The organism is Bradyrhizobium sp., assembly GCF_027307225.1.
Taxonomy (GTDB): domain Bacteria; phylum Pseudomonadota; class Alphaproteobacteria; order Rhizobiales; family Xanthobacteraceae; genus Bradyrhizobium.
The window spans coordinates 1-12,493 of the sequence record NZ_DAHUXJ010000153.1 but is presented as its reverse complement, the minus strand read 5'-3'; the positions used below and the strand labels follow the sequence as shown (position 1 = coordinate 12,493).

Sequence of the window (12,493 nt, the reverse complement as noted above, 5' to 3'; positions counted from 1 at the left end):
CAGCAAACTTGAAAACCGCATCCGTCGTACACCCTCGTGAATGGATGCCGTGCCCATCGTGCCCCCTTTGTTCCAGGGCACTAAAAACACGACACTTCACGAGCTACAAACAGGCGACAGATCACGCGCTACTGACACTTGCGATCAGACGTCTTGCAGACGCCGTTCGCCGCTGCCACACTTTCCAAACCCACGGACAAAGACCGCGCCAAACAGTCATGCGGGACGGATGGAAAAAACGATGAGATTCGCTCCGAAGCTGTTCGCGACGCTGCTCTTGCTGCTCGCGCCGCAAGCGGCTGTGGCGCAATCGAGCTATCCGAACCGGCCGGTCAAAATCCTCGTCGGCTTCACGCCCGGCACCGCGCCCGACCTGGTGGCGCGCATCTTTGCTGACCGTTTTGCGGAAGTGTGGGGTTCCCCGTTCGTGGTCGAGAATGTGCCCGGCGCCGGCGGCAACATTGCGACCGCCCAGGTCGCCAAGGCCCCCGCCGACGGCTACACACTATTGATGGGCGGCAACTCGTCGCTCGTCATCAATCCAACCCTGTATAAAACGCTTCCGTTCGATCCGCTGAAGGACTTCGCGCCGATTTCGCAAATCTTCATCGCTGCGAACGTGCTTGCCGTCCCCTCCGAACTGCCGATCAGGAGCGTGGCGGACCTCGTGGCGCTCGCCAGGGCGAACCCCGGCAAGTTATCCTATGGTCATGCCGGCGTTGGCACGTCGCAGCATCTGGGCGCCGAACTGTTCAAATACATGGCGCATCTCGATATCAAATCGGTGCCCTATCGCGGCACGACGGCGCTGATGCCGGATCTGCTCGCTCATCGCATCACGATGTCGTTCGCCAATATCGTCAACGTGCTGCCGCTGGCGCGGGAAGGAAAATTGCGCGCGCTCGCCATCACCTCGATCAAGCGCTCGCCGCTCGCGCCGGACCTGCCGACGATGGCGGAATCCGGATATCCCGGCTTCGAGGCTGTGCCGTGGTTCGGCCTGGTCGCGCCCGCCGGCACGTCGCAGGACGTTCTGGATAAATTGCACGACGAAACCGTCATGGCGCTCGCATTGCCGCACATGCGCCAGAGGTTCGATGAGCTCGGTCTTGAGCCGATCGGCAATACTCGGGGCGAATTCTCGGCGGTCATCAAGAAAGAAATTCCGGAATGGGCGAAGGTGATCAAGGACGCCGGCATCAAGCCCGTCAATTAGCCGGGCTTTGCGGGAAGCCACGGCATTCGCGGCTAGATGCGAGAGAAGCGCGTCGCCGGTTGATTTTCGTCGTTGGCGCGGAATGTGGGGACTTTGGCGAGGCTTTCTCGCCGCCTGTGGCTAGATAACCTCATCGAATTGGTTCGACGTCGCTTTTCGCCGCATGACGCGGCGATGCGCAGAAGCTCGAGTTCGCCCCCAGAGCTATGTAAAAGGAAAAATCACATGGAACGTTTTCCGGTCCATACAACCGACTCCGCGCCCGAAGGCTCCAGGTCCACCCTGCGTGACGTGCAGGCCAGGTTCGGCGCAATCCCCAATCTCGCAGCGGCGATGGCGACCTCGCCCGTGCTCGTGCAGAGCTTTCTCGGCATCTTCGACAAGGTTCACGGCGGTAGCTTTAGCGAACCGCAGATTCAGACCGTGCTTCTCACCGATGCTGTCACCAACGGCTGCGCCTGGGCTGTCGCGTTCCACACCGCGCTCGGCTTGCAGGCAGGCCTCGATCCGGCCGACATCGAGGCGATACGTGGCGGCCGCTCGCCGTCGGACGACGAACTCGGCGCGCTCTCGACGTTGGCGCGAACGCTGATTGAAAAGCGCGGCCGCCTCAGCAATGAGGACGTCCAACGCTTTCTGGCGGCTGGTTTCGGCAAGGATCTTCTGCTCGAAGTGATCACGATCGTTGCCGCATCGACGATTACGAACTACGCCGGCAGCGTCACGAACCCGCCGCTGGAGGCGCACCTTCAGCAGTATGCCTGACGGCTGAAAGAGAGGCGACTGCATCGGCGCGGCGGCAGCAGGGTCGCCGCACCGGGTTTCCGATGAAACGCGAGGTTTCTCAGGAAGCAAACCTGGCGCGATAATCCTGCGGCGTAGTGTCGAGCAGGCGCTGAAAGCTGCGGCGCATCGTCTCTTCCGAGCCAAAGCCGCAACGCTGCGAAATGCGTTTGACCGGCAGACGCGTTTCCGAGAGGAGGTTCCGCGCCCCTTCCACCCTCAGCTTTTCGACCGCACGTGCCGGCGTCAGTCCGGTCGATTCCGCATAGTGCCGGCTGAAACTGCGCTCGCTCATGCCGGCTTGCCTCGCAAGAACCGGAAGCGAAAGGTCGCCGGCGAGATGGCTACTGATCCAGTCGTGCAGTTCGCCGAACCTGTCCTCGCTGGTTTGCAACGACAGAAACTCGCTGAATTGGGCCTGACCGCCCGGCCGCTTCAGAAACACGACCAGATAGCGGGCGACCGCCAGCGCTATCGACCGGCCGAGATCCTCCTCCACCAGCGCCAGTGCGAGATCGATGCCGGACGTCACCCCGGCGGAAGTCCAGACCGGCCCGTCGTGCACAAAAATCGGATCGGTCTCGACCTGAACGGCAGGAAAGCGCCGGGCAAGTTCGGCACAGAATCCCCAATGCGTCACCGCCCGCCGCCCATGGAGCGCGCCCGACGCGGCGAGCAGGAAGGCGCCGGTGCAGACCGAAGCAGTGCGGCGGGCGTGCCTGGCGCGCTGGCGCACCCAATCCACCAGCGTCGCATCCGAGGCCGATACATCGACGCCTCCGCCGCCGGCGATCACGAGTGTGTCCAGTTCAGCATCCACCGGCGAAAGCGGATCTACCGCAAGCGCTACGCCAGCCGTCGCCTCGACGCTGCCGCCGCCCTGCGCGACGATGCGGATGGTGTAGGGTTTGACCTCGCCGGCCTCGGCCATGAAGTCGTTGGCGGACGAAAACACCTGGACCGGTCCGGTGACATCGAGCAGCTGCACCGATGGAAAGGCCAGGACCTCGACGATGCGATTCCTGCCTGGCGGGAAACGTGGGCTCTTTGGCGTCATGGCCGGAAGATGCCGCGATAGGCTTGCCTTGTCTATTCGGGATCGCGGAGACGGAAATGATTGCTCATGATGTTCACTTGCAGATCGGCTCGCTGCTGTTCGACGGGCTGGATCAGATCGATTTGACGGGGCCGTTCGAGGTCCTGTCGCGCATTCCAAATTCGACCTATCGCATCTACGGCAAGACGATGAACGCTGTCCGCGACGTCAAGGGATTGCGGTTGGCGCCCGACGCTGCTCTTCCAGAGGCGCCGCCGCTCGATGTGTTGCACGTGCCGGGCGGCTTCGGGCAGGAAGCCTTGATGGAGGACGCCGAGGTGCTTGCCTGGATCAGACAACAGGCGGCTGGCGCATGCAGGATTTTTTCCGTCTGCACGGGCGCACTGATCTGTGGCGCGGCCGGCCTGCTCAGGGGGCGCAGGGCTACGACCCATTGGGCCTCATTTCATCTGCTGCCGTTGTTCGGCGCAATTCCCGTCAATGAGCGCGTGGTGGTGGATGGCAGTTACGTCTTTGCCGCCGGCGTGACAGCCGGCATCGACGGCGCGCTGCGGCTTGCAGCGGAGTTGCGCGGCGAGGACGCTGCAAAGGCGATCCAGCTTTATATGGCCTATGCGCCAGAGCCGCCCTTCAACAGCGGCACGCCCGAGACCGCGCCGGCCAGGATTCTGCAACAAGCGCGTGATTCCGTGCGAGGCATCACGGCCCAGCGGGAGACGTCAGCACGGCGGGTCGCAGCTCGTTTGGGAATCGCAATGCGGAACTGATTGAGGACAGGCCCGCTACAGCCGCCGGGACGCCGACAACAAGGGTGGAATTGCAAGTGCGGGCAACCGGATCAGGCGGCGCGAGTGCGAGCAACCATGTTGTTCCGACCTGTCGCCGTCGCAGTCGTGAAGATCGTGCCATCATGAACCGCCGTCTTCATGTTGGGGCTGTCGTGTGAGCATGCGATCCGGCTTTTTTGGGAAGCACGCGGCATTTCAGTCAAAGCCGCGCTGCAACAGAACCGGGAGAACCTGCGTCGATGCAACGATGCTTGCAGCCGAGCGCTTCGCCGGATCAATAAAAGCCGTTCCTCGTTGGAACCTGTGAGAACCCGATCAGTTCTATTCGCTGTCTCACAATGTCGGAGGCTCCTATGGGTGGTATTATCTATCTGGTCGGACTGATCGTGATCGTCATGTTTATTCTTTCGTTCTTCGGTCTGCGGTGAACGCAATGACGACTACCGATCCGGTTGTTGACTCTCGAGCCGTCGTTGGCTCTCGAACCATCGATCCCGCGTGGCACCTGGCTTGGTCGCCGGTCGTGCTCGGCGCATTCACGGCGGCGGCTATATCCTCCATCCTGATTGCATTCGGAACGGCCGTTGGTCTTGGCGTCAGTTCGGCCTCACCCACATGGCGCGATGCTTCGGTAGCGTTGTGGTTGCTTTCGGGAATTTTTATGATTCTCGTCGCGTTGGTGAGCTTCGGATGCGGCGGTTACCTCGCGGGTCGGACCCGGCTTCCCTACGCCGCCGCCGCAGCAGAGGAGATCGAACGCCGCGATGGTTGGCATGGCATAGGGTCGTGGGCGCTGGCGGTTGTTCTTGGCGTAATTCTGGTAGCGCTGATAGCGGTTTCGGTCGCAAGCCACACAAGCCCATTAACAGCACGCCCCTCTTCATCCGAACCTTCCGTCTTGAGCTACGAGATCGACCATCTCCTTCGTGCGCCGCGACGGTTGCCGAGTGCTGAGCTTGAGCCGGTTCGATCCGAGGCAGGACGGATTTTGCTCACGTCTTCAGGCCATAGCGGCGTCAGCGCCGACGATCGTGCCTATCTGGTCCAGATCGTGACCGGGGTTACGGGATTGACCGGTGCGGATGCCGAGCGGCGGGTCGATACGAGCATTGCGAATGCAAAGCGCGCGATCTCACATGCCCGGGCAAGCTCGCTCATCCTGGCGTTTTCAGTCGCCGCCAGTCTTCTGCTTGGTGCAATCGCAGCTTGGGCAGGGGCCGAGGCGGGCGGGCGGCATCGGGACGGCATGCCACTCCCTGGATGGATGGAGCACAAGAGCCGCTTCAATCGCCGTTCGAATGCCTGGCAGCGGCCGACGCCCATTGCATAGATTGTTCTATCGGTCGAGCGGAGGCGCTCCCGCCGTCGTGACTGTTGGACTCATCGCGGCTGCTTCCTCGGTCTGTTCGGCATCGGTGTCGCACATTTTCAAGGCGACGCTCAGCCTAGTGCGGCGAATTTGAAGTTCCTATCAGTTTCGCCGCGAGTTCGTTATAGGAACTTCAAATTCAAAGCCGCTACTCAAATCAATAAGTTGCTAGAGCTCCTTTGATTCCGAAGTTCGCATCAGAGGGGCCACGATAGCTTGCGAACTTCGGAATCGGAGCTCTACTCTGGATGGGCGGGAATTTCGGCGTCATCGGCGCGTCGGCGATGGTTCTGGAATGTCATCGTCGCGAGAAAAAGGCGCGGGTCCAACCGTTCAACGACTTCGCGGTCTCTGGTACAATGACTGTCGGTTCGTTCCTGTCCGGCGGGCTGCTGTCTTGCTTCGGCTGGTCGCGCCGCTGCTGATTGCATTTCTGCCACGGACGGCTTTTCATATCAGCGCTGAACCGGCGGAGCATTGATCATGCGCATCAACGACGATTTCACGCTTCCCATTATCGTCCATGCAGCCAGGCATGACTGGATTCCGAGCCCCGCTCCGGGTGTCGACCGGCGCATGCTGTTCCGCATCGGCGAGGAGAAGGCCCGCGCCACCTCGATCGTGCGTTACGCGCCGGGCAGCGCCTTTCCGCGCCATACCCACACCGGGGGAGAAGAATTCGTCGTCCTCGACGGCGTTTTTCAGGACGAACATGGCGACTATCCGGCTGGCGCCTACATCCGCAACACGCCCGGCACGTCGCACGTACCGGCCTCGAAGGACGGATGCACGATCTTTGTTCGCCTCTGGCAGTTTCGTGCGGATGACCAGGCGCAGACGGTGCGCCAACCGGGCGAAGGACAACGCGTGCCTCCCCGAGCCGGCGCTGCGGCCGCAACACTTCTGTTCGACGACGGACATGAGGAAGTGCGGTTCGAAGACTGGCAGGCGGGAGCCAGCGTCACGGTCGAAAACACCAGGGGTTTGGAGCTTCTGCTCCTGCGCGGCGGCCTGACGCTGGATGGCGAAACGCTGGAGCCGCAGGCCTGGATCCGCCTGCCGGCGGGCATGGCGCTTCATGCGCAGGCGTCACCCGGCGGCGCGCGGGTGTGGATGAAGCGCGGTCCACTCATGCATGAGAATGTCTGCGCGTTCTGACCGTCCAACTATTGGTGCTCCGGCTCTTAACGATTGATTTACCAGGAGCGATGCACTTTCGCGGGCGGGGGAGGATCAAGTAGAATGAGCGTATTTCGTATTTGTCTCGCCAATGGCACCCGCCGTCTCAAGGCTGACCTGAAAGCCCTGGACGAGCAGAGCGTCCGGGCAAACCTTGGACGCTGGTTCGATAGCAACCAGTGGCAAGTCCTGGAGATCAGGCGCATCGAGACCTAGCGTAGCTTGGGGTTTCGCCTGGCGAATCATCGAAGTCGAACATCAAGACGAGAAACGCGGAAAGCATCGCGATGATGAATCGCATTTGCCTCGGGAAATGTTCTGTGATGTGAGCTGCGCGCAAATGCGCTTGGAACCTCGACGACATCCGTTACTCCACGGAATCATTCTGCGTTGGAAAGGCGCGCCGGCGCCGTCGTTCGTCCAATTTTCCCAAGCCCGTTGATTCCGCCTCAGCGACGCTGCGCGAGCCGGAGCTCCATCAGCGCAATTCGCTCCAGTATGACTGCGTCTCGTTCGCCGGTGCTGGCCGTCCGCAAGATTGATTCGGCGATGATCGCAACGTGGCTCGAGTGGACAGGTTCAGGCAGTGTTGCCACAGCAGCCTCGAACGCGGTGGTCATGATCTCGATCACCTCGGGAGGGAATGCCGCATTCGAGAGGCCCTTCATGATCTCCGACCGGCCGCCGTACTGCAACGCTCAAAGGACAACTGCGAAGGGAACTCGCGGTTCCTACGGGCGGGCTGCGCGTGTGTCAGGTCACTAGTGGAGTGGATTTGACATTCGCTACCCATCCGGCCGCGAGTTTGGAAAGCGAATGTCAAATCCTAAACTCCACTAGAAACAGACATTTGCTAGTGGTCCTTTGATTCTAACATTCGCAAAAGTGCACGCTGAGAAAGGGATGCGAATGTTAGAATCGGACCACTAGTGCGGCGAATTTGAAATTCCTATCGGTTTCGCCGTTGGTTCGTCATAGGAACTTCAAATTCAAAGCCGCTACTCAAAACAATAAGTTGCTAGAGCTCCGATTCCGAAGTTCGCATCGGAGGGGCCGCAATAGCTTGCGAACTTCGGAATCGGAGCTCTGGAAAAATCATCGCGCAGCAAGGCACGCGGCGTAACAGCCGTTCTCGATTTCCTCGATCAGCGACGGCCTGTTCGGGCGCCAGCCAAGCTCTCGTCTCGCCCGAACGGCCCGAACCCGGCTGTTGGAGCCCATGGTATTTTGCGCCACGCCTTCACCCCATTCCCGCGAGGCTTCCTCGAACGACATCGATAGGGTGCCGCTTGCGATGCCGAGCTTGCGATTGATCCCCTCGCACACCTGCTTCATCGAGTTCTCGCCGTTCTCGGCAAAATAGAATGCGCCTGATGGAGCTGACGCGAGCGCGAGAAGATAAAGGTCAACCAGATCGTCGATGTGCACGTTCGACCAGATGTTTTCACCGGGCCCATAGTGCTTGGCAACGCCGGCTTTCTTCGCCAGCCGGATCAGCCACGGAACCTGCATACTGTGCTCCGTCGGTCCACGGCTGATGCCATAGATGAGACTTGGACAGATGACGATCGCTCGGATGCCTTTCGCCTTGAAGGACAGGATGTCGTCGTTCAATGCGACGCGCGCCGCTCGTCCGGCCGACGGGATCATCGGCGTGTCCTCGTCGAAAAAAGCATCGACGCGTTGTCCGGCAGACTGTGTCCCGACAACGCTGGAACCGCTGGTGTGAATGTAGGCCCTTCCGGTGCCCTCGATCGCGGCGAGCATGACGCGCGCCGACGGTTCATGATCGGCATTGGCTGCATGGACGATCGCATCCGCGCGCGCCGCGGCAGCCCGAAGCACGTCGACATCGTCAAGTGTGCCATGGACCGGAGCGATGCCGAGGCTTCGTACCCGCGCTGCATTCTCGTCGCTGCGCACAAGCCCGGAAACGTCGTGGCCCGCGGCGACGAGCGCCAAGGCGATAGAACCGCCAATATAGCCTGATGCTCCCGTACAGAAGATCCGCACGATTTTCCTTCCGGTCCTGGATTCAATTCAGCCCAACCGCGCTCGTTATACACTCGATTTTTGACGATAAAACAGGATCTAAGGCGGCGTCCGCTCTGCCGGTTGGAGTTTCGAACGAATGTGTCGAGGTCGGAGGGCGTAGGCCGATCTCAAGCACATCTATGCCGGTCAAACCGGAACCGGACGCTTCCTTGTCGAGTTGGTCGCCCGGTTCTTTTCTCGGGAGGAGGCTCATGAAATTCATACCAATCGCAGTCTGTACCGTCGCCATCGCGCTGGCCTCGGTTAGCGCGGCCGATGCCAAGGGCTGCATCAAAGGCGCCGTGGTCGGCGGCATTGCTGGACACATGGCGGGCCATGGCAAGCTCGGCGCAGCCGCCGGTTGCGCCGTGGGTCATCACGAGGCGAACAAAGCCGAGATGAACAAGAAGTCGGATCAGCAGTCGCAATCCGGGCAGAAGCATTGATCGAATCCGTTGCCCGTTGCGGACGACGGTTCAAGATCGCGCATATGAAAGAGGCCGCCATTGGCCGCCTCTGCTGGACTTGTCAGGCCATCCCGGCGGCGGCCAAGACCATCATCAGCATGTGCATGGCAGCCAGGCTCAGGCCTACGATGCGGGCTGTTTCAGCCCATTGTCCCACTCCGAGCTTTCCAAACACTCGGCGGACTCGTTGGTTCCATGCGACCACCAAAGCGCTTTTACTTTGGCGGCCGTAATCCGGTCGAGTTGGCCCAATCGTCGATATTGGCTGCCGTGTCGGCTCTACGCGCTCCCTTCTGCGGGAGGCGCGCATTGACGCCAAGGGCCTGTGCAAGGGGCGCGATGGGCGGCGACAGGTTGTCGTGTGTGCGGCCTTCCTGATGGCGATCTTCCTCGCTACGATGACGGTTACGAGGTCATCGTGGAGGAGGCACAACATGTCCCAAGGCAAGCGTATCGTTCTGGCGTCGCGTCCCGTTGGCGAGCCGAAGACATCCGACTTCCGTGTCGAGCAATATCCGGTGCCTGCGCCCGGCAGCGGGCAGGTGTTGCTGCGCACGATTTGGCTGTCGCTCGATCCCTACATGCGCGGGCGCATGAGCGATGCCGCGTCCTACGCCGCACCGGTGCAGATTGGCGACGTCATGGAAGGCGGTACCGTATCGGAGGTCATCGCCTCCACCAATGCCGCGTTCCAGAAGGGCGACATCGTGCTGTCGCGCGCAGGTTGGCAGACTCACGCAGTGTCCGACGGCCGCGGGCTGAGCAAGATCGACCCCAAGCTCGCGCCGATCTCGACCGCTGTCGGCGTGCTCGGCATGCCCGGCATGACCGCGTATGTTGGGCTGCTCGACATTGGCAAGCCGCAAGCTGGCGAAACCGTCGTGGTGGCGGCGGCGTCGGGTGCGGTGGGTTCTGCGGTGGGTCAGATTGCGAAGATCAAGGGCGCGCGCGTCGTCGGCATCGCCGGCGGCAAGGAAAAATGCGACTACGTCCGCAACGGACTCGGCTTTGACTGCCTTGATCATCGTGACCCCAGACTTGCGGCCAACCTGAAGGAGGCATGCCCGAAAGGAATCGACGTCTACTTCGAAAACGTCGGCGGCGCTGTGTTCGAAGCTGTGTTTCCGCTTCTCAACGCTTTTGCGCGTGTGCCCGTGTGCGGCCTGATCGCGCACTACAACGATGCGGAGGCGAAGGCGCCGAAATGGGCTTCTTCCATGATGCGCGCGATCCTGACCAGGCGGCTCACCTTCCGGGGATTTATCGTCAGCGATTTCGCCGCGCGCCACGCCGACTTCCTGCGCGACATGTCGCAGTGGGTTCGTGAGGGCAAGGTGAAGTACAAGGAGTTTGTCACCGACGGGCTCGACAATGCGCCGGACGCGTTCATGGGTCTCCTTAAGGGAGCCAATTTCGGCAAGCAGCTGGTGCGTGTCGGACCGGATCGCGAATAGGCGACGCTTCGGGTCGCTGTTGGCGTAGGACCCGATGAGGGGCGAAGGCTCTTTGGCGCGCCTCGATTCCGAAGTTCGCATCACTTGCGAAGCCGCGTCTTCGAATTTCGGAAGCGGAGCTCTAGTCCGAACGGACTAGTCAATAAGCCCCGTTGAAAAGACGCAATTCCACCGGTTTTGCCACGATCATTTTGGCGCGACTTTGGGGAGAGGCGCTCGCCATGATGGACAGCAATGTACCGCGGATTGAGCCGCAAACCGATTTCCGGCGGCTCCGTTGCCGCAGATGCGCGGAGTACTCCTGTCTCGCCTATTCAATTCTCGATTCCCAGCGCGGCAAGACCGTCCGCTTGTACCGGTGTGCGACGTGCGAGGAACACATGTGGGACGACGACGTGAAGCCAATCTAGTGCGGCGAATTTGAAGTTCCTATCAGTTTCGCGGTGAGTTCGTTATAGGAACTTCAAATTCAAAGCCGCACTAGAAACAATAAGTTGCTAGAGCTCCTTTGATTCCGAAGTTCGCATCAGAGGTTACCTCAATAGCTTGCGAACTTCGGAATCGGAGCTCTAGAGAGCACGACAAGGAAAGACGAGGGGAAAAGATGCGGGGACAATTCGGGTGAATCGGTAGCCTCTTCGGAAATCGGGAATTGCCGGGTGGTACAGCGCCTCATGCCCGAGGCACTGGCCTGGCGATGTGCGGGCTGGAGGCAGAGCAGCCAGCTCTTTGAAGCGAGAAACTTGCCAGAGGAGTAACTGCAATGAGAGCACAGAATGCTGCGGTAAAGCCCTTCAATGTTAGCGAACTCGAAGGGGACATCCGGGAAGCCGTACAACAAAGGCCCCCCCACATCCAGGCGGTGGAGTCCATGCCGCGGGTTCCGACGGTTCCGGAATATGTCAGCCACCACGACGACGCAACCGAGATCGGCAGGCTTTCTGCAGAGGCCATCGTCAAGGAATATGAGGTGACCGCGAAGGAAATCGAAGCCATCGGCGAATTCGTGAAAGAAATGGCCCAGCGCTGCGAACAACTCACCACCTCGGCTTCCGACATGCTCAAGGAGATCAAGACCACCGCGGCGCGATATCGCAAGGAGGGCAAGCGCATCTTCAACGAAATCGAATCCTGTTCCAGCGCGACGGACGAAGTCCGCCAGCTATGCGGGATGTTCCGCGACAAGATCGCGGCGAAGGCCGCCGACATAGCGAGCTGATCGTGTACCGGGTGGTGCCATACCTTCTGGTCGCGGCACCACTCATCATCGTCCTGCTCTCGTTGATGGTTGGAGGTTGCACGGCGTCAAGGATAGGTGGCGACCGGACCGAGCAGGCGCGGTTCCGTCCCGACCCGGACAGCCGGGCCGGCGAACAGTTGGTCAACGCGCTGGAGCGGCGCGAAACCCGCGCGGAGCTCCATCGCATCATGGACGAGGCGCAGCAATGATCTGTGATTCATGCCGGCGCGATGTGGGTGATGCCAAGGCTTCGTTCTGGCATGGGGACGCCATGATTTGCCGGGAGTGTTTCGCGCAATGGTGCGATCCCGATAACGTCATCGGCGCGGGCGATGCGGCGAGTGTCGGAAACTATGTACGCCTCCAACATGGTCTTCTGCCACTCGCCGCAGCGCTGGCCGTCCTGCTGCTGACCGGCACGACGATGGCGCAGGCGTCGCGTCATTGCCTTGACCAGGCCGAAGCGGCCAGGACATGGCCGACACAGAGGCTCGCGAAGGATGGCGACGGATGCTGGACTTACAACCATCGACCTGTCCGCGAGGAGGTGCCTGTCAGGGTGCCGGAAAAGACGCCCGTGCCGGTGCTGGAGGCGAAGCTGGCGGATCGTTGGGTCGACGCGGACATGCTTCGGCTCGAGCCGGGCGAACTTGAGCCAATGCGCATCTCGGAGCCGCCATCGCCAGGCGGGCCGTTCGAAAGCACCAAGCAATTCGCGCTGTTCGTCGCGCTTGTCCTTGCGGTCGGATCCGTCGTCGAGGTCGCTAGTCGTCCGTGAAAAATCCCGAAGCGACTGGCTGGCAATAGAAATTGCTGGAATTCGTGCAATTGGATTTGCCAGAAATTGGGACCTGGGTGCCGATTTTCTTGCAAATTGCGGTTGGGGATTGAACGAAGCCGCTGGCG

At 60.9% G+C, this 12,493-nt stretch carries 14 protein-coding genes and 1 pseudogene; 12 read left to right on the top strand and 3 right to left on the bottom strand.

Going from position 1 to position 12,493, the window contains the following annotated elements:
* Positions 1-241: 241 nt before the first annotated feature.
* Complete coding sequence (locus tag M6D32_RS25745) at positions 242-1,216, top strand: tripartite tricarboxylate transporter substrate binding protein (protein ID WP_298261656.1); 975 nt, start codon at positions 242-244, stop codon at positions 1,214-1,216.
* Between the two features lie 225 nt (positions 1,217-1,441).
* Complete coding sequence (locus tag M6D32_RS25740) at positions 1,442-1,981, top strand: carboxymuconolactone decarboxylase family protein (RefSeq protein WP_298261654.1); 540 nt, start codon at positions 1,442-1,444, stop codon at positions 1,979-1,981.
* A 79-nt stretch (positions 1,982-2,060) separates the two neighbouring features.
* Here M6D32_RS25740 and M6D32_RS25735 read toward each other — a convergent pair whose 3' ends face one another.
* The gene (locus M6D32_RS25735) at positions 2,061-3,056 is read right to left on the bottom strand and encodes a GlxA family transcriptional regulator (RefSeq protein WP_298261652.1); all 996 of its coding nucleotides are present in this window, start codon (positions 3,054-3,056) and stop codon (positions 2,061-2,063) included.
* Positions 3,057-3,112: 56 nt separating this feature from the next.
* Between M6D32_RS25735 and M6D32_RS25730 the strand changes: the two genes are divergently transcribed.
* The 5 genes and pseudogenes from M6D32_RS25730 to M6D32_RS25710 all read left to right on the top strand — a co-directional run bounded on the left by M6D32_RS25730 (position 3,113) and on the right by M6D32_RS25710 (position 6,608).
* A complete protein-coding gene (locus tag M6D32_RS25730) occupies positions 3,113-3,823 on the top strand; it encodes a DJ-1/PfpI family protein (protein ID WP_298261650.1) in 711 nt (236 codons plus the stop codon).
* Positions 3,824-4,832: 1,009 nt separating this feature from the next.
* Complete coding sequence (locus M6D32_RS26970) at positions 4,833-5,174, top strand: hypothetical protein (RefSeq protein ID WP_366145862.1); 342 nt, start codon at positions 4,833-4,835, stop codon at positions 5,172-5,174.
* Positions 5,175-5,452: 278 nt separating this feature from the next.
* Positions 5,453-5,626 (top strand): annotated as a pseudogene (locus tag M6D32_RS25720) (MFS transporter); the annotation flags it as partial.
* Between the two features lie 70 nt (positions 5,627-5,696).
* Positions 5,697-6,371 (top strand): cupin domain-containing protein, encoded by a 675-nt coding sequence (locus tag M6D32_RS25715; protein ID WP_298261646.1) that lies wholly within the window; start codon positions 5,697-5,699, stop codon positions 6,369-6,371.
* Between the two features lie 84 nt (positions 6,372-6,455).
* Complete coding sequence (locus M6D32_RS25710; RefSeq protein WP_298261645.1) at positions 6,456-6,608, top strand: hypothetical protein; 153 nt, start codon at positions 6,456-6,458, stop codon at positions 6,606-6,608.
* A gap of 233 nt (positions 6,609-6,841) precedes the next feature.
* Here the strand turns inward: M6D32_RS25710 and M6D32_RS25705 are convergent, their stop codons facing one another.
* Both M6D32_RS25705 and M6D32_RS25700 read right to left on the bottom strand, forming a co-directional pair.
* Positions 6,842-7,060 (bottom strand): hypothetical protein, encoded by a 219-nt coding sequence (locus M6D32_RS25705; protein WP_298261644.1) that lies wholly within the window; start codon positions 7,058-7,060, stop codon positions 6,842-6,844.
* 427 nt (positions 7,061-7,487) lie between these two features.
* Entirely contained in the window at positions 7,488-8,405 is a 918-nt protein-coding gene (locus tag M6D32_RS25700) for an NAD-dependent epimerase/dehydratase family protein (protein ID WP_298261643.1), read from the bottom strand.
* Between the two features lie 233 nt (positions 8,406-8,638).
* On the opposite strand from M6D32_RS25700, the gene M6D32_RS25695 reads away from it, so the two are divergent.
* The 5 genes from M6D32_RS25695 (at position 8,639) to M6D32_RS25675 (ending at position 12,365) form a co-directional block, all read left to right on the top strand.
* Positions 8,639-8,872, top strand: a complete 234-nt coding sequence (locus M6D32_RS25695; RefSeq protein ID WP_298261641.1) for a hypothetical protein — start codon at positions 8,639-8,641, stop codon at positions 8,870-8,872.
* 455 nt (positions 8,873-9,327) lie between these two features.
* Positions 9,328-10,347, top strand: coding sequence for an NADP-dependent oxidoreductase (locus tag M6D32_RS25690; RefSeq protein ID WP_298261639.1), 1,020 nt, complete (start codon positions 9,328-9,330; stop codon positions 10,345-10,347).
* A 763-nt stretch (positions 10,348-11,110) separates the two neighbouring features.
* The gene (locus M6D32_RS25685) at positions 11,111-11,566 is read left to right on the top strand and encodes a hypothetical protein (protein ID WP_298261636.1); all 456 of its coding nucleotides are present in this window, start codon (positions 11,111-11,113) and stop codon (positions 11,564-11,566) included.
* 2 nt (positions 11,567-11,568) lie between these two features.
* Entirely contained in the window at positions 11,569-11,796 is a 228-nt protein-coding gene (locus M6D32_RS25680) for a hypothetical protein (RefSeq protein WP_298261634.1), read from the top strand.
* The gene (locus M6D32_RS25675; protein WP_298261632.1) at positions 11,793-12,365 is read left to right on the top strand and encodes a hypothetical protein; all 573 of its coding nucleotides are present in this window, start codon (positions 11,793-11,795) and stop codon (positions 12,363-12,365) included. Before M6D32_RS25680 ends, M6D32_RS25675 begins: the two co-directional genes overlap by 4 nt.
* Positions 12,366-12,493: the final 128 nt, after the last annotated feature.

What these genes read in the sequence shown, in the direction of transcription:
- M6D32_RS25705 (WP_298261644.1), bottom strand. Translation starts at nt 7,060, where the DNA reads ATGAAGGGCCTCTCGAATGCGGCATTCCCTCCCGAGGTGATCGAGATC.
- M6D32_RS25710 (WP_298261645.1), top strand. Translation starts at nt 6,456, where the DNA reads ATGAGCGTATTTCGTATTTGTCTCGCCAATGGCACCCGCCGTCTCAAG.
- M6D32_RS25745 (WP_298261656.1), top strand. Translation starts at nt 242, where the DNA reads ATGAGATTCGCTCCGAAGCTGTTCGCGACGCTGCTCTTGCTGCTCGCG.
- M6D32_RS25740 (WP_298261654.1), top strand. Translation starts at nt 1,442, where the DNA reads ATGGAACGTTTTCCGGTCCATACAACCGACTCCGCGCCCGAAGGCTCC.
- M6D32_RS25695 (WP_298261641.1), top strand. Translation starts at nt 8,639, where the DNA reads ATGAAATTCATACCAATCGCAGTCTGTACCGTCGCCATCGCGCTGGCC.
- M6D32_RS25675 (WP_298261632.1), top strand. Translation starts at nt 11,793, where the DNA reads ATGATCTGTGATTCATGCCGGCGCGATGTGGGTGATGCCAAGGCTTCG.
- M6D32_RS25690 (WP_298261639.1), top strand. Translation starts at nt 9,328, where the DNA reads ATGTCCCAAGGCAAGCGTATCGTTCTGGCGTCGCGTCCCGTTGGCGAG.
- M6D32_RS25715 (WP_298261646.1), top strand. Translation starts at nt 5,697, where the DNA reads ATGCGCATCAACGACGATTTCACGCTTCCCATTATCGTCCATGCAGCC.
- M6D32_RS25685 (WP_298261636.1), top strand. Translation starts at nt 11,111, where the DNA reads ATGAGAGCACAGAATGCTGCGGTAAAGCCCTTCAATGTTAGCGAACTC.
- M6D32_RS25730 (WP_298261650.1), top strand. Translation starts at nt 3,113, where the DNA reads ATGATTGCTCATGATGTTCACTTGCAGATCGGCTCGCTGCTGTTCGAC.
- M6D32_RS25735 (WP_298261652.1), bottom strand. Translation starts at nt 3,056, where the DNA reads ATGACGCCAAAGAGCCCACGTTTCCCGCCAGGCAGGAATCGCATCGTC.